The sequence below is a fragment of the Pseudomonas sp. MM213 genome, assembly GCF_020423045.1.
Lineage (GTDB): Bacteria > Pseudomonadota > Gammaproteobacteria > Pseudomonadales > Pseudomonadaceae > Aquipseudomonas > Aquipseudomonas migulae.
In genome coordinates this window covers 3,613,301-3,629,390 of the sequence record NZ_CP081943.1, presented here as the reverse complement: position 1 = coordinate 3,629,390, position 16,090 = coordinate 3,613,301, and the positions used below count along the sequence as shown (strand labels likewise).

The following is a 16,090-nucleotide window of genomic DNA, read 5'->3' as shown; positions in this document are numbered from 1 at the left end:
TGTCTGAATCGGAGTGCCTTGGAGTATGGCACGCCAATCCGGTTCCGAAGTAATCGCTCAGCCCAGGATTTTTCAGATTTATCTCACGTGATTCAGAGCTGCAGGATCAGTGTTTTCAGCGGCGGCTGTTGATCCATGGACGGGAAATCGGCGCCCGGTTTCATCACCGTCCATTCGCGCACCGGGCGGCCGGCCTTCTCGGCGCAGCGCAAAACCTGTTCGCGCCAGTCGTCCATGCTGACTTTTGCCAGGTTGTTGCAGCAGATCAGCACGCCGTTGTCGGCGGTGGTCAGCAGCGCGGGCTTGAGCAGGCTCTGGTAGTCGCGCAGCAGGTCGACGGTGCCGAAAGCGCTCTTGGCCCAGGCCGGAGGGTCCAGCAAAACCAGATCGTATTGACGTTGTTCCAGGCGTTGATAGCTCGGCAGTTTCTGCCCGCGACGCTGGCTGATGGGCAGGCCGGCGAGTTGGCGAATGGCCGGGAAATAATCGGACTGGATGAATTGCATGGTCGGCAACTGTGGATTGAGCAGACCGTTTTCGCGGCCGACCGCCAGGTTGCCCTCGGCGAAGTCCAGGTTGCACACCTCGCTCGCGCCACCGGCCGCAGCGCTCAGGCCGACGCCGCAGGTGTAGGCAAACAGGTTCAGCACGCTTTTGTTCTTGCTGTGATCCTTGACCCAGCCACGGGTGTTGCGCAGGTCGAGAAACAGCAGCGGATCCTGGCCGGCGTGGCGGCCGCGAACCCGGTAATTCAGGCCCCATTCGTGACCGACCAAGTCTTGCAGGGCGGCTTCGTCGGCGCGGTAGACCGTGTCTTCACGGTCGATGCGCGAGTTGCCCCGGGAGCGGTCGTTGTAGACCAGCAGGGTATCGAGGCCCAGATGTTGGTTGATCGTTTCATGCACTTGCAGCAGGGCGTCGCGCTCCAGCGCCTGATGAAAGCTCTGCACCAACAGCTGCGGGCCGTAGCGGTCGATGGTCAGGCCGCCGGCGCCTTCCTGGCTGCCGTGGAACAGGCGATAGCAATCGGTGCCTTGCTGATGCAGTTCGGCAAGCAGGTCCTGGCGATGTTCGAGGGCGGCGCACAGCGCCTGATTCAAGGAAGACATGCTGGGCGCCTTGCAGGGGAGGGAATTTTGCGCGGGAGTTTAACAGCTTGCGCACGAGAGGACTTGTAGGAGCGAGGCTTGCCCGCGAAGAATGCCGCACGGTCTGGCGGATACACTGCGTTATCGTTCTTCGCGGGCAAGCCTCGCTCCTACAAGGGTATTAGGTTGGTAGTCCCATCCGTCGCTTGGCCCTATGCACCGAGCCGTTACGCACGGCCCAGCGCAGCATCGGTGCGCTGCGGTTGACGCTGGCGCGGATGAGTTTGCGTTGCAGCGAGCTCTGGCGCACGCCGAGCATGTCGCTGGCCCAATCCGGCAGCAGATCAATGCCTGCCTGCATCATCAACCCACCGAACGGCTTGGCCAGACGGCTCGGGGAGGGGGCGTTCAACAACAGTCGCAACACCTCGCGACTGCGCTCGTCGCACAGCAATTGCGGACGAATGCGCTCAAGGTATTCGGCCGTTTCCTGTCGCGAACGCGGTACGTCCCGCGCGCCCAGGCGTTCGGCGACCAAGGCGATTTCATCGTAGTAACGGTCCTGATCGGCCAGCGAAAGGTGTGGGTTGCGATAACGCAAATGCGCCGCGAGGAAGTTGCTGACTTCGGCCACGTGCACCCAGGTCAACAAGTCGGGATCACTGGCGGCATAAGGCCGGCCATCCGGCGCGGTGCCGGTCACTTGCAGGTGGATGGTGCGGACTTTCTCGATCAGCCAGTCGGCATCTTTACGCGAGCCGAAGGTGGTGCCGGAAATGAATTGCCCGGTGCGGCGCAGGCGACCGAGCATGTCCTCGCGAAAATTCGAATGGTCCCAGACCCCGGCCAGCGCCAAGGGGTGCAGGGCTTGCAGCATCAACGCGCTGATGCCGCCGATGAGCATGCTGCTGAAGTCGCCGTGGACTTGCCAACTGACCGAATCAGGGCCGAACAGGCCGGGATCACCCTTGGGGTTTTCCAGGTCGAGCTTGCCGAGGGACAGGCCGGTGAGGCTCATGACCTGTGTTTCGATGCGGCTGCGGATGAATTCCATGGCGACTCATTGCTGAAAAAAAGGGGGAGCGCCAATCTTCCCCTGTAGGAGCCGGCTTGCTGCGGGCGGCGTTCCGACGATAGCGGTGTGTCATTCAACATTTTTGTCGATTGATACGCCGCAATCGTCGGAACGCCGCCCGCAGCAAGCCGGCTCCTACAAGGGCAAGGCGTGCACACGTTATTGGTTCAGGCGTTTATCCACCAGATCCTGAACCACGCTCGGGTCGGCCAACGTCGAGGTGTCGCCCAGGCTGTCCAGCTCATTACAGGCGATCTTGCGCAGAATCCGTCGCATGATCTTGCCCGAACGGGTTTTCGGCAAGGCCGGGGCCCACTGGATCAGGTCCGGTTTGGCAAAACTGCCGATTTCCTTGCTGACGTGGGCCAGCAGTTCCTTCTTCAGTTCGTCGGTGGGATCGGTGCCGTTCATGGGCGTGACAAAGGCATAGATGCCCTGGCCTTTGACGTCGTGAGGGTAACCGACCACCGCCGCTTCGGCGATGCTGTCGTGCAGCACCAGCGCGCTTTCCACTTCGGCGGTGCCGATGCGGTGGCCGGAAACGTTGATCACGTCGTCAATGCGCCCGGTGATCCAGTAGTCGCCGTCCTCGTCGCGCCGCGCGCCGTCGCCGGTGAAATAGTAGCCGGGATACGGTTTGAAATAGGTATCGACCATCCGTTGCGGATCGCCGTAGACACTGCGGATCTGCGCCGGCCAGCTGGATTTGATCGCCAGCACGCCGCTGCCGGCGCCTTTGATTTCCTTGCCCACTTCGTCGAGCAACACCGGCTGCACACCGAACATCGGTTGCGTGGCGCAGCCGGGTTTGATCCGCTGCGCGCTCACCAGCGGGCTGAGCATGATGCCGCCGGTTTCGGTCTGCCACCAGGTGTCAACGATCGGGCAACGCTGTTCGCCGACGACGTTGAAATACCAATCCCACGCTTCCGGGTTGATCGGCTCACCGACGCTGCCGAGTAATCTGAGGCTCGCGCGGGACGTTTCCTTCAGCGGTTCGGGGCCTTCGCGCATCAGCGAGCGCAGGGCGGTGGGGGCGGTGTAGAAGATGTTCACGTGGTGCTTGTCGATCACCTGCCAGAAGCGCGAGCTGCTCGGGTAGCTCGGCACGCCTTCGAAGATCAGCGTGGTCGCGCCGTTGGCCAGCGGGCCGTAGACGATGTAGCTGTGGCCGGTGACCCAGCCGACATCGGCGGTGCACCAGAAGACTTCGTTGTCGCGGTAGTCGAGCACGTATTTGAAGGTCATCGCCGCTTGCAACAGGTAGCCGCCGGTGGTGTGCAACACGCCTTTGGGTTTGCCGGTGCTGCCGGAGGTGTAGAGGATGAACAGCGGATCTTCGGCGTCCATGGGTTCCGGCGGGCAATTGTCATCGACGTCGCGCAGGGCCTGGTGATACCAGAGGTCGCGGCCTTCGACCCAGTCGACATCGCCCTGGGTGCGCTCGACCACGATCACGGTGCTGACGTTCGGGCAACTTTTCAGCGCCTGGTCGACTTTCTGCTTGAGCTGTACGAATTTGCCGCCGCGCACGCCTTCATCGGCGGTGATCACGGTGCGGCAGTCGGCATCGAGAATGCGGTCGCGCACAGAGTCCGGGGAGAAACCACCAAACACCACCGAATGCACCGCACCGATTCGCGTGCAGGCGAGCATGGCGTAGGCGGCTTCGGGGATCATCGGCATGTAAATGCACACGCGGTCGCCTTTCTTCACGCCACGGTTTTTGAGCACATTGGCCAGGCGGCAGACGTTGTGATGCAGTTTTTTGTAAGTGATCTGGGCCGATTCGGCGGGGTCATCGCCTTCCCAGAGGATTGCGATCTGATCGCCGCGTTTTTCCAGGTGGCGGTCGATGCAGTTGTAGCTGACGTTTAATTTTCCGCCGGCAAACCAGCTGGCTTCGCCGGTTTTCAGGTCATAGCGCTGGACGGTTTTCCACGGTGTGCTCCAGTCGAGGAAGCGTGTGGCCTGTTCAGCCCAGAATTCACTGGGGTGCTCGATGGATTGACGATACAGGCGCTTGTAGTCGTCTTGACTGAGGTGTGCGGCCCGGCGGACGGCATCGGCTTTGGGGAACGTGCTGATATCGAACATGACGGTTCCTTCTTCTTGTTTTTGCGACAAGAGGGGAGCTACGCGACCCTCGTAGGAGCCGGCTTGCTGGCGATAGCGGCGTATCAGTCGACAAAAATGTTGAATGACACACCGCTATCGCCAGCAAGCCGGCTCCTACAAGGTTAGTACCGTCTGTAGGAGTGGCGTCAGATTAACCGCGGTGACGACCGCGGAAATAGTTGATCAGCCCTTGGGTGGAAGCATCGTCAGCCGGGGTTTCTTCGCTGCCGACCAGACGGTTGTAGACGCCTTTGCCCAGCTCTTTGCCCAGCTCCACGCCCCACTGGTCGAAGGCGTTGATGCCCCAGATCACGCTTTGCACGAAGACTTTGTGTTCGTACATCGCCACCAGTGCGCCGAGACGGCGCGGGCTGATGCGTTCGACCACCAGGGTGTTGCTCGGACGGTTGCCCGGGATCACCTTGTGCGGCGCGAGTTTCTGCACGTCGGCTTCGGCCATGCCTTTGTCACGCAGCTCGGATTCGGCCTCGGCGCGGGTCTTGCCGAGCATCAGTGCCTGGCTTTGCGACAAGCAGTTGGCGTACAGCCACTGGTGGTGATCGGACACAGGGTTGAAGCTGACGATCGGCACAATGAAGTCGGCCGGAATCAGTTGGGTGCCCTGATGCAGCAACTGGTGATACGCGTGCTGACCGTTGCAGCCCACGCCACCCCAGATCACCGGACCGGTATCAGTGGACACCGGTGTGCCGTCCTGGCGCACGCTCTTGCCGTTGGATTCCATGTCCAGCTGTTGCAAGTGTTTGGTGATGTTGCGCAGGTAGTGGTCGTACGGCAGGATCGCGTGGCTCTGCGCGCCCCAGAAGTTGCCGTACCAGACACCGAGCAACGCCAGCAGCACCGGCATGTTCTGTTCGAATGGCGCGCTCTGGAAATGCTGGTCCATGGTGTAGGCACCGGACAGCAGTTCCTTGAAGTTCGACATGCCGATGGCCAGGGCAATCGGCAAACCGATGGCCGACCACAGCGAATAACGGCCGCCGACCCAATCCCACATCGGGAAGATGTTTTCTTCGCGGATACCGAACGCCACGGCGGCGGCGTTGTTGCTCGAGACCGCGATGAAGTGACGATACAGCTCGGCTTCCGAACCACCCTGAGCCAGGTACCAGGCGCGAGCGGCCTGGGCGTTTTTCAGGGTTTCGAGGGTGTTGAAGGACTTCGACGAAACGATAAACAGCGTGGTCTCGGCGCGCAGCTTCATGGTCAGTTCATGAAGCTCGGTGCCGTCGATGTTTGCCAGGTAATGGCAGCGCACGCCTTTCTGGGCGTAGGACAGCAGGGCTTCGGATACCAGCTCCGGGCCGAGGAACGAGCCACCGATGCCGATGTTCACCACGTCGGTGATCGGCTTCTCGGTGTAACCGCGCCACAGACCGTCGTGGATACGGCCCACGAGGTCGGTGATCTTGTTCAAGACCTTGTGTACTTCGGGCATCACGTTGACGCCGTTGACCGACAGCTTCTCGCCCACTGGGCGGCGCAGCGCGGTGTGCAGGGCCGGGCGTCCTTCGGAAGAGTTGACGATTTCGCCTTCGAACAGCGCCTTGATCGCGCCCTTGAGGTCAACTTCATTGGCCAGGCCCACCAGCAGATTGCGGGTCTCGGCGTTGATCAGGTTCTTCGAGTAGTCGAGAAACAGGCCGCAGCTGCTGAGGGTGAATTGGGTAAAGCGCTGCGGATCGGCATTGAAGGCTTCGCGCATGCTGAAATCCTGCATGGCTTGGCGGTGGTCATTCAGCGCCTGCCAGGCGGGCAGAGCGGTCACGTCTTGAGGAGTGCGGTAGTACGCCATCGCTGCGGGTTTCCTTTTTACTTGAACGGCCTTTTGAACACTAAAAATCCCGGAGCGCCGTGGGTGGGCGTCCGGTCAACTGCGTCGACACGATTTCATGGCACAGGGCGAATACAGTAAACCTCGCGCTGCGATCTGTCTTGACTTTGTCTGACCCGTTCCCGGTACTTTTTTGTACATGAAGCAGGGAACGGTCCGACAAACGGAAGAGAAGGTTCGGTCAGGCGACCTGAACCGGAATGGCATTGCTGGTGTGGCTCAGCTCGTTACCCGGTGCCATGTAGAGCATGCGCGGCTTGAAGTTGAGCAGCTCGGCTTCGCTGTAGTGAGCGTAAGCACAGATGATCACACGGTCACCGACCTTGGCCTTGTGGGCGGCGGCGCCATTGACCGAGATCATGCGCGAGCCTTCTTCGCCACGAATGGCGTAGGTGGTGAAGCGTTCGCCGTTGTCGACGTTGTAGATCTGGATCTGTTCGTATTCACGGATGCCGGACAAGTCCAGCCATTCGCCGTCAATGGCGCAAGAACCTTCGTAATCGAGTACTGCGTGGGTGACTTCGGCGCGATGCAGCTTGGCCTTGAGCATGATGGCGTGCATGAGTGTTTTCCCAGGTCGGAATCGAACGGCGGGCAGTTTGCCCGAAGCGATTGTGGGCAGCAATACAGCGGCGAGGCAACGCAACTCCCTGTAGGAGCGAAGCTTGCTCGCGAAGGCGCCGTGTCAGTCGATGCAGATGTCGAATGACGCGATGCCTTCGCGAGCAAGCTTCGCTCCTACAGAGGGGTTGTGGTGTTCAGACGGGGGCGTCGAGGTTCAGGTGCAGGTTGTCGATCAACCGCGTGGTGCCGAGGAACGCTGCCACCAGAATCACCAGGTCCCGATCTTCCGCCGTCGCCGGGCGCAAGGTCAGCGCATGGCGGATTTCCAGGTAGTCGGTACGCAAACCCGCAGCTTCAAGCTGTTTGGTCTGTGCGGCGATCAACGCCGGATAATCGCGCTCACCCTGTTTAATGGCATCAGCAATCGAGGTCAGCGTGCGATACACAACCGGCGCCACGGCCCGCTGTTCTTCACTGAGAAAGCCGTTGCGCGATGACAATGCCAGCCCATCGGCCGCACGGACCGTCGGCTCGCCGATGATCTGGATCGGCATGTTCAGGTCATGCACCAGCGCGCGAATCACGGCCAGTTGCTGGAAATCTTTCTGGCCAAAGATCGCCAGGTCCGGCTGAACCATGTTGAACAGTTTGCTGACCACCGTCGCCACGCCTTCGAAATGCCCCGGACGGCTGGCGCCGCACAGGCCTTCGGACAGTTGTGGAACGCTGACGCGGGTCTGGCCGGTCATGCCGTCGGGGTACATTTCTTCTACGGCGGGTGCGAACAACAAGTGGCAACCGGCCTCGAGCAGTTGTTCCTGATCCGCTGCCAGGGTGCGCGGGTACTTGTCGAGGTCTTCGCCGGCGCCGAATTGCAGCGGGTTGACGAAAATACTCGCGACCACGAAGTCCGCCCGCTGGGAGGCCTTGGTAATCAGCGCGATATGACCGCTGTGCAGGTTGCCCATGGTCGGTACGAAGGCGATGCGCTTGCCTTCACTGCGGGCGCGGGCCACGGCGGCCCGCAATTCGCGTACGGTTTTTACGGTGTTCATGCAGAGAATCCGTGTTCGATACCAGGGAAAGTCGCCGCTTTGACTTCAGAGACATAAGCGCTCAGGGCCGCGTGAATGCTGGTTTGGCCGTTCATGAAGTTCTTCACGAACTTTGGCACTCGGCCAGTGATCGACAGGCCAAGCATGTCGTGCAGCACCAGGACCTGGCCGTCGGTACCGCTGCCGGCGCCGATGCCGATCACCGGAATCCCCACTGCCTGGGTGATTTCCTGAGCCAGTTCACTCGGCACGCATTCGAGCAGCAGCATGGCGGCACCGGCCTGTTCCAAGGCGATGGCGTCGGCGCGCATCTGCCGTGCCTGGTTCTCGCCACGGCCCTGGACTTTGTAACCGCCCAGAATGTTCACCGATTGCGGCGTCAGGCCCATGTGCGCGCACACCGGGATGCCGCGCTCGGCCAGCAGACGGATCGAATCCGCCAGCCACAGCGCACCTTCGACCTTGACCATGTGTGCACCGGCCTGCATCAACTGGGCGCTGTTGGTCATGGTTTGTTCGATAGTGGCGTAGGCCATGAAGGGCAGGTCGGCGAGGATAAACGCGTCGGTGTTACCGCGTTTGACGGCGGCGACGTGGTAAGCCATCTCGGCGGTGGTCACCGGCAGGGTGCTGTCGTGACCTTGCAGAACCATGCCGAGGGAGTCGCCCACCAGCAGCACTTCGACGCCGGCTTCATTGCAGGCGTGGGCGAAGGTCGCGTCATAGCAGGTCAGCATGGTGATTTTTTCACCTTTTTGCTTGAGACCTTGCAGAGTGGTCAGGGTGATGGCTGGCATGAAAAGTTCCTCATTCAGGCGCTGTGGAAACTACTGCGAGTAACGCGCGTGATTCTTCGTTAAATACAGGCGCACGGTCTGTTGTCGTGCTTTTAAGGCCTGGATTGCGCCCTTTAACGCCGTGTTGGCGGCAGCGGGACGCCTATAGTCGTGAGGAGAACTCGGGAAGTCAATTGCGTGTGTTACCGCATTGTTACGCGTGGGGTGTTACCGAAGTAACTGATGCGATTCAGCACCTGCAGATCCTGTACACAACACTAATCCCCTGTGGGAGCGAGCCTGCTCGCGATAGCGGTGTGTCATTCAGCATTGATGCCGACTGATCCACCGCTATCGCGAGCAGGCTCGCTCCCACAGGGGATGTGCGTTAATTCGGGGGGAGGCGTTCCAACCCGACGAACGGGCAGGCTGCGAGTAGTTCTTTCAGACTGCGGCCATCGGCCAACCGCAAATCCACTGGCGCCAATTCGGCCAACGGATACAGAACGAACGCGCGTTCCTGCATATGGTAGTGGGGCACTTTGAGGCGTGGCTCGTCGATCAGCCGATCACCGAACAGCACGATGTCGAGATCAAGCGTGCGTGGCCCCCAGCGCTCAAGACGTTCGCGGCCCTGTCCGTTCTCGATGGTTTGCAGCGCATCGAGCAGCTCCAGCGGGGCAAGCGTGCAGTCGAGGGCGGCGACCGCGTTGGTGTAACGCGGTTGGCCAGGCAGCAGCGAGTCGCTCTGATAAAACCCGGAAACCCCGACCAGTTCGGTCTGCGGCAACCGCGCCAGCGCTTCGACGGCGCTGCGCAATTGTTCGGCGGGGTCAGCCAGGTTGCTGCCCATGCCGATGTAGATGCGTTCCATGCTTACTCGCCCGTGGTGCTCGGTGCGCCGGCTGCACGTTTGCGCTTGGCACCGCCGCTGCGGCGACGTTTGCGTGGTGCGCCAGTGCCGTCTTCCTTGCCACTGAGGTCGCGGATCATGTCACGACGTTCGCTGTCGTTGGCGTCCTGATAATCCGTCCACCATTCGCCCAGGCCATCGGTCTGTTCGCCAGCGCTTTCGCGCAGCAGCAGGAAGTCGTAACCGGCGCGGAAACGCGGGTTGTCCAGCAGCAGGTCGGCGCGTTTGCCGCTGCGGCGCGGCAGGCGTTCCTGCATGTCCCAGATCTCGCGGATCGGCATGGTGAAGCGTTTTGGAATCGCGATCCGCTGGCACTGTTCGGCAATCAGCTCGTGCGCCGCTTCCTGCATCGCCGGAATCGGCGGCATGCCACGTTCCTGCAAACGCAGCACGCGAGCCGGCAGGGCAGGCCACAACAGGGCTGCAAACAGGAACGCCGGGGTCACCGGTTTGTTCTGCTTGATGCGCAGGTCGGTGTTGATCAGCGCTTCGCTGATCAGGGTGTGGGTGTACGTCGGGTTGTATTCCAGCGCCTCGGCACTGGCCGGGAACAGCGGATCGAACAGCTGCAGGTCGACCAGCATCTCGAAGGTGTCCGCGGCGTGGCCGGAGAGGAACAGCTTGAGCACTTCTTCGAACAGACGGGCCGACGGGATCTCGCGCAGCATCGGTGCCAGGTCGCGGATCGGCAGGGCGCTGTGTTTTTCGATGCCGAAATTCAGCTTGGCGGCGAAACGCACGGCGCGCAGCATCCGCACCGGGTCTTCCTGGTAGCGTTGTTTCGGATCGCCGATCAGGCGGATCAGGTGGTTGCGGATGTCGTGTACGCCGTTGGCGTAGTCGAGGATGCGCTCGCTGACCGGATCGTAATACAGGGCGTTGATGGTGAAGTCGCGGCGTTGCGCGTCTTCTTCCAGCGTGCCGTAGACGTTATCGCGCAGAATGCGCCCGCTCTCGTTGCGGGAAGACTGGTTGCTGTCTTCCTCTTCATCGTTTTGCGGGTGATTGGCGCGGAAGGTCGCGACTTCAATGATTTCGCGGCCAAAGTGGATGTGCACCAGTTTGAAGCGGCGGCCGATGATCCGCGCATTACGGAATTCGGCGCGCACCTGTTCAGGGGTGGCACTGGTGGCGACGTCAAAGTCTTTCGGTGTGATGCCGAGCATCATGTCACGCACACAACCGCCGACCAGGTAAGCCTGGTAACCGGCGTTCTGCAGGCGTTCGACGATATTCACCGCGTAACGGCTGAATTGTGCCTTTTGCAGCGAGTGTTGGCCGCTGTTAAGCACTTCAGGCGTGCTGCGGATGTGTTGCGTATGACGCTTGGGAGAACGGAATGACTGGAACAGCTTCTTCAGCATGGGATGCACTGTTTGAAGGAATGTTCGGCCAAAACGAAGAATGACCGCATGATGGGCGGGGATTCTAGCATTTAGTCGGGGGATGGTGTAGGAAGCTGCGCAAGCGCTTGAAGGGCGTGTCTGGCACGGGCGTAAACGCCAGAAACTACAAGGGGAGCCGAAGCTCCCCAAGAAGTAGTTGCATGTTCTATTTTTGTTATTGGTTTCGGGCTTCTTGTTTTTGTTGAGTGCCCGCGTCATGAAGTTTTCCTTCATGACCCTCCCAATCGGGAGCCAAGAGCAAACGGATTGCTTTGGTCGCTGTGCTGCAGTGATCTTGCGATCCAACCAGTTCAGGCTCTGTCTCAAGACAGTTTTTTGTTGTTCTCGGCCTGGTCGTGGGGCAAGCCCCAAATACAACGCCTCTCCAAAAGAATCAGTTAGCTACGCCTCATGCCGTCTTGTTTTTATTGTGCGTGAGTCGATACGTCTTATTTTTATTGTCTTGTACATTGCTTGTTATTGTTCTTGTACCAAACATATAGCAGGGTGCGTGCCAACTTTTGCGAAGCCTAGCAAAACAAGGGGTTACGTCACTTGATGGGCTTTTTCGAGGCCAAAAAAAACCGGGGCTTCGTTACCGTAAGCCCCGGTTTCTGTTACGTGAAAAAACTGGGGTAACAGTTTCTTCACACAATCATGTGTTACCCGCTCAGCTCTCGCTGGCCACCCCGGTCTTGCGCCGCGGAATGCCCAGGCGTTGGCGGCGTTCCCACAGGCATTTACGGCTGACGCCCAGTTTGCGTGCCAGCTCGGTTTCGGTCATGTGGTCCTGATGTTCGAGGACGAAGTGCTGGAAGTAGTCCTCCAGTGACAGGTCTTCGGTCGGCTCATGATTGTTGTTGCCGGCGCCGTTGCCCTGTTGCGGAGGCAGGCCGATGAACTCATCGTCTTCCAGGTCGCTCAGCTCGATGTCGATGCCCAGCAGCTCGGCGGAAATTTCCGGGCTCTCGCATAGGATGACCGCGCGTTCCACCGCGTTTTCCAGTTCGCGCACGTTGCCCGGCCAGGAGTAATGACGAATTGCCTGCTCGGCGTCTGCGGCGAACTTCAGATCGGTGCGGTTGACCCGCGCGCTCTGCCGCGCCAGGAAGGCATTGGCGATTTCGTTGACGTCGGCACCGCGCTCACGCAGGGCCGGCAGTTTCAGGGCGATCACGTGGAGGCGGTAATACAAGTCTTCACGGAACTGGCCGATCTTCGCGAGGCTCTTGAGGTCCCGGTGAGTCGCGGCGATCAAGCGCACATCGACTTTCTGTGACTGGACCGAACCGACCCGGCGAATTTCGCCTTCCTGCAACACGCGCAGCAAGCGGGCCTGGGCTTCCAGTGGCAGTTCGCCGATTTCGTCGAGGAACAAGGTGCCGCCATCAGCCGCTTCCACCAGGCCTGCACGCCCGGCGCTGGCACCGGTGAACGCGCCTTTTTCGTGGCCGAACAGTTCGGACTCGATCAGGCTTTCCGGAATCGCCGCGCAGTTCACCGAAATCATCGGTGCCTTGGCGCGCCTGGACAGGTTGTGCAGGGCGCGGGCCACCAGTTCTTTACCGGTGCCGGACTCGCCCTGGATCAGGACATTGGAATCGGTCGGCGCGACTTTGCGGATCTTGCTGTACAGATCCTGCATCGGCGGGCACGAACCGATGATGCCGATTTCGCCGTTGCTGTTGTCGACACCCGGTTTCGCCGCGCCATTGCCGGCTTTGCCGACGGCAGGTTCACCGCTGGCCTGTACCGATTGCCGGTCACGCAGGATGCGTGCGACGGCCTGGAGCATTTCGTCGTGGTCGAAAGGCTTGGCGATGTAATCCACCGCGCCCATTTTCATGGAGTCGACCGCCGAACGCAGGCTGGCGTAGCTGGTCATGATCAGCACCGGCGTGCCCTGGCCGAGTTTGATCAACTCGGTGCCCGGCGCGCCAGGCAAACGCAGGTCGCTGACGATCAGGTCGAACGTGGGAATGGTGAAGCGTTCTTGTGCTTCCTGCACTGAACCGGCTTCGCTGACCTGGTACTGGTTACGTTCCAGCAGGCGGCGCAAGGCGGAGCGGATAATTGTTTCGTCTTCGACGATCAAAATGTGCGGCATTGATTCGATACTCTCGACGGTCTCAGTTCACAGCGGACGTCGCTTCGACATGACGCGGCAAGGTCACCCGGATACGGGTGCCGCGTTGGCTTTGAACATCAGCCGGGCTGTCGATGGTGATTTGTCCATAATGCTCTTCAACGATGGAATAGACCAGTGCAAGGCCCAGACCGGTGCCTTCGCCAGGATCCTTGGTGGTGAAGAAAGGTTCGAACAATCTATCCATGATGCTCGATGGAATACCGCTGCCTTCGTCTTCCACGATCAGGTCGACCGTGTGTTCGCCGGCTTCGCTTTTTACCCGCACCGCGCTGCCGGGAGGCGAGGCGTCACGGGCGTTTGAGAGCAGGTTGATCAGTACCTGGGCGAGTCGCTGCGGATCGCCTTCGACCCAGTGATCGGGGTCGCACAGGTTGTAGAACTGCACTTCGAAATTGCGTCGGTTCAGGGCCAGCAAACCAATGGCGTCCTGGGCCACTTCGGCCAGACAGACGGGCTCGTCGTTGTGCTGATGACTGCCCGCGTGGGCGAAACTCATCAGCGACTGGACGATGCGCGATACGCGTTTGGTCTGTTCCAGAATCTGCCCGCTGATTTCCTTCAGCTCGCCATCGTCTTCGCGTTCTTCGCGCAGGTTCTGCGCCAGGCAAGCGATGCCGGTGATCGGGTTGCCGATTTCATGGGCCACGCCCGCAGCGAGGCGGCCGATACTGGCCAGGCGTTCGGAGTGCACCAGTTTGTCTTCGAGCATCTGCGTTTCGGTGAGGTCTTCCACCAGCAATACCAAACCACTGTTACCCGGCGCGAGCGGTTCGTCGATCGCCGCTTTGTGCAGGTTCAGCCAGCGGGTCTGGCCATCAAGGGCCAGATGTTGCTTGTGCAAATGCTCGTCCGGCAGATTGATGAAGCCTTGCAGCAGCTCTTTCCACGGATCGGCGATGGTGCTCAGGCGCGAACCGACCACGCGCTGCGCGGCAATTCCGGTCAGCTCCTCCATGGCTTTGTTCCACATGAGGATTTCCTGATCCTTGGCCAGCGAGCAAACGCCCATCGGCAATTCCTGCAGGGTCTGGCGGTGGTAGCGGCGCAGGGCATCGAGTTCAGCGGCCAGGCCGGTCAGGCGCGAGTGGTAATCCTCGAGGCGGCTTTCGATGAAGTGAATGTCTTCGGTGACGTAGTTTTCGCCGCCGGCCTTATAAGGCAGGAAGGTTTCGACCATGTCCTGCGCCACGCTCGGCCCCATCAGGCCGGAGAGGTTGGCTTCGATCCGGTCGCGCAAGCGGCGCAAGGCGTAAGGGCGGCGCTCGTCGAACGGCAGGTAGAGATCGCGCAGCGCTTGTTCGACTTCTTTCTGCGCTGCCTTGGCGCCCAAGGGTTTGGCCAGTTGCGTGGCGAATTCCTGAGGCGAGGCGGCGTGCAATTCCCGACGTTGCGGGCGACGCACGTTGTCCACGGCGCAGGCTTCGGCGGCGCTGGCTTCTTCGGGGCTGGCGTTGGTGAACAGCGAAATCAGGGTGAACATCAGCACGTTGGCGGCCAGTGAGGCGATTGCGGCCATGTGCCAACTGGTGTCGTCCAGCACGTAGATCATGTTCAACAGCGGGATATAGAAGCCCTGCAGATTGCCGACCAGCGGCAACAGCATGGTCACCAGCCACACCAGAATCCCTGCCAGCAAACCGGCGATGAAGCCACGGCGGTTGGCGGTCGGCCAGTACAGGACGGACAGCACGCCCGGCAGGAACTGCAACGTCGCCACAAACGCGACGATGCCGAGGTTGGCCAGGTCCTGCTCTGCGCCCAGCAGCAGATAGAAACCGTAACCGGCCATGATGATCGCGACGATCAGCGCCCGACGTGTCCACTTCAACCAGCGGTAGATGTTGCCTTCGGCCGGTGGCTGATAGAGCGGCAGCACCAGGTGGTTCAGCGCCATCCCGGACAGGGCCAGGGTGGTGACGATGATCAGCCCGCTGGCGGCCGATAGCCCGCCGACATATGCCAGCAGCGCCAAGGCTTTGCTGTTGGCGGCGATACCGATGCCCAGCGTGAAGTATTCAGGATTGGTCGTGGCCCCCAGTTTCAGGCCGGCCCAGAGAATCAGCGGCACCGCCAGGCTCATCAACAGCAGGAACAACGGCAAACCCCAGCTCGCGCTGACCAGCGAGCGCGGGTTGAGGTTTTCGGTAAAGGTCATGTGGTACATGTGCGGCATCACAATCGCCGAGGCGAAGAACACCAGCAACAGCGTGCGCCACGGGCCTTCCTGCAAAGGCGTGTGCAGCGCGGCGAGGGCGGTCTGGTTTTGCAGCAGCCACAGTTCCAGCTGTTGCGGGCCGTCGAATACGCCGTACAGCGCATACAAACCAACGCCGCCAATGGCGATCAGCTTGATCACCGACTCGAAGGCAATGGCAAACACCAGGCCTTCGTGTTTCTCGCGGGTGGCGATGTGGCGCGAGCCGAAGAAAATCGTGAACAGCGTAATCAGCGCGCAAAAGCTCAGGGCCACGCGATGTTGCACCGGTTCGCGGGTGAGGATGCCGATGGAGTCCGCCACGGCCTGAATCTGCAAGGCCAGCAACGGCAGCACGCCGATCAGCATGAAGATCGTGGTCAGTGCGCCGGCCCAGGTACTGCGAAAGCGAAACGCGAACAGGTCGGCCAGCGACGACAGTTGATACGTGCGAGTGATCTTCAGGATCGGATACAGCAGCACCGGCGCGAGCAGAAATGCCCCGGAAACCCCAAGGTAGCTGGAGAGAAAGCCGTAGCCGTACTGATAGGCAAGGCCCACCGTGCCGTAAAACGCCCAGGCACTGGCGTAAACGCCCAGCGACAGGGTGTAAGTCAGGGGGTGGCGAATGATCGCCCGGGGGATCATGCCCCGTTCGCTGATCCAGGCGACGCCGAACAGCACCGCCAGGTACGCGGCGCTGATCAGGATCATCTGGGTCAGGCTAAAGCTCATCGGCATCTTTTTGGCTCTGCAGGATGAAGGTCACGACGATCAGAATCAGCCAGAGCAGATACGGGCGATACCAGGCGCCAGTGGCGTCGATCCACCAATCCATGATGGCCGGGGAAAACAGGTAAATCCCCACTACCAGGAGCAGGACCAAGCGATAGATGTACATCCCGGCCTCTCTTTTTT

12 protein-coding genes are annotated in these 16,090 nt (G+C 60.6%); all 12 read right to left on the bottom strand.

Translation table 11 applies throughout. The features are described 5' to 3' along the window. Window positions 1-92: 92 nt before the first annotated feature. The 12 genes from K5R88_RS16450 to K5R88_RS16395 all read right to left on the bottom strand — a co-directional run bounded on the left by K5R88_RS16450 (window position 93) and on the right by K5R88_RS16395 (window position 16,073). On the bottom strand, window positions 93-1,109 hold the full coding sequence (locus K5R88_RS16450) for a class I SAM-dependent rRNA methyltransferase (RefSeq protein WP_008033195.1): 1,017 nt from the start codon (window positions 1,107-1,109) through the stop codon (window positions 93-95). 160 nt (window positions 1,110-1,269) lie between these two features. Further along, entirely contained in the window at window positions 1,270-2,142 is an 873-nt protein-coding gene (locus K5R88_RS16445; protein ID WP_192227985.1) for an oxygenase MpaB family protein, read from the bottom strand. A gap of 180 nt (window positions 2,143-2,322) precedes the next feature. Continuing rightward, window positions 2,323-4,260: an acetate--CoA ligase gene (acs, locus tag K5R88_RS16440; RefSeq protein ID WP_008042826.1), complete on the bottom strand. Its 1,938-nt coding sequence runs from the start codon at window positions 4,258-4,260 to the stop codon at window positions 2,323-2,325. A 172-nt stretch (window positions 4,261-4,432) separates the two neighbouring features. Further along, a complete protein-coding gene (pgi, locus tag K5R88_RS16435; RefSeq protein WP_008033191.1) occupies window positions 4,433-6,097 on the bottom strand; it encodes a glucose-6-phosphate isomerase in 1,665 nt (554 codons plus the stop codon). A 220-nt stretch (window positions 6,098-6,317) separates the two neighbouring features. Beyond that, on the bottom strand, window positions 6,318-6,698 hold the full coding sequence (panD, locus tag K5R88_RS16430; RefSeq protein ID WP_003228271.1) for an aspartate 1-decarboxylase: 381 nt from the start codon (window positions 6,696-6,698) through the stop codon (window positions 6,318-6,320). Window positions 6,699-6,894: 196 nt separating this feature from the next. Beyond that, window positions 6,895-7,755 (bottom strand): pantoate--beta-alanine ligase, encoded by an 861-nt coding sequence (gene panC / locus K5R88_RS16425; RefSeq protein ID WP_226298058.1) that lies wholly within the window; start codon window positions 7,753-7,755, stop codon window positions 6,895-6,897. Then, window positions 7,752-8,552, bottom strand: coding sequence for a 3-methyl-2-oxobutanoate hydroxymethyltransferase (panB, locus tag K5R88_RS16420; RefSeq protein ID WP_226298057.1), 801 nt, complete (start codon window positions 8,550-8,552; stop codon window positions 7,752-7,754). Before panB ends, panC begins: the two co-directional genes overlap by 4 nt. 367 nt (window positions 8,553-8,919) lie before the next feature. Continuing rightward, on the bottom strand, window positions 8,920-9,405 hold the full coding sequence (folK, locus tag K5R88_RS16415; protein WP_226298056.1) for a 2-amino-4-hydroxy-6-hydroxymethyldihydropteridine diphosphokinase: 486 nt from the start codon (window positions 9,403-9,405) through the stop codon (window positions 8,920-8,922). 2 nt (window positions 9,406-9,407) lie between these two features. Continuing rightward, complete coding sequence (locus K5R88_RS16410) at window positions 9,408-10,808, bottom strand: polynucleotide adenylyltransferase PcnB (RefSeq protein WP_008033187.1); 1,401 nt, start codon at window positions 10,806-10,808, stop codon at window positions 9,408-9,410. A gap of 691 nt (window positions 10,809-11,499) precedes the next feature. Continuing rightward, the gene (locus tag K5R88_RS16405; RefSeq protein WP_008036379.1) at window positions 11,500-12,936 is read right to left on the bottom strand and encodes a sigma-54-dependent transcriptional regulator; all 1,437 of its coding nucleotides are present in this window, start codon (window positions 12,934-12,936) and stop codon (window positions 11,500-11,502) included. A gap of 22 nt (window positions 12,937-12,958) precedes the next feature. Continuing rightward, window positions 12,959-15,913 (bottom strand): sensor histidine kinase, encoded by a 2,955-nt coding sequence (locus tag K5R88_RS16400; protein ID WP_008033180.1) that lies wholly within the window; start codon window positions 15,911-15,913, stop codon window positions 12,959-12,961. Beyond that, window positions 15,897-16,073, bottom strand: a complete 177-nt coding sequence (locus K5R88_RS16395; RefSeq protein ID WP_003176118.1) for a hypothetical protein — start codon at window positions 16,071-16,073, stop codon at window positions 15,897-15,899. Before K5R88_RS16395 ends, K5R88_RS16400 begins: the two co-directional genes overlap by 17 nt. Between the last annotated feature and the right edge of the window lie 17 nt (window positions 16,074-16,090).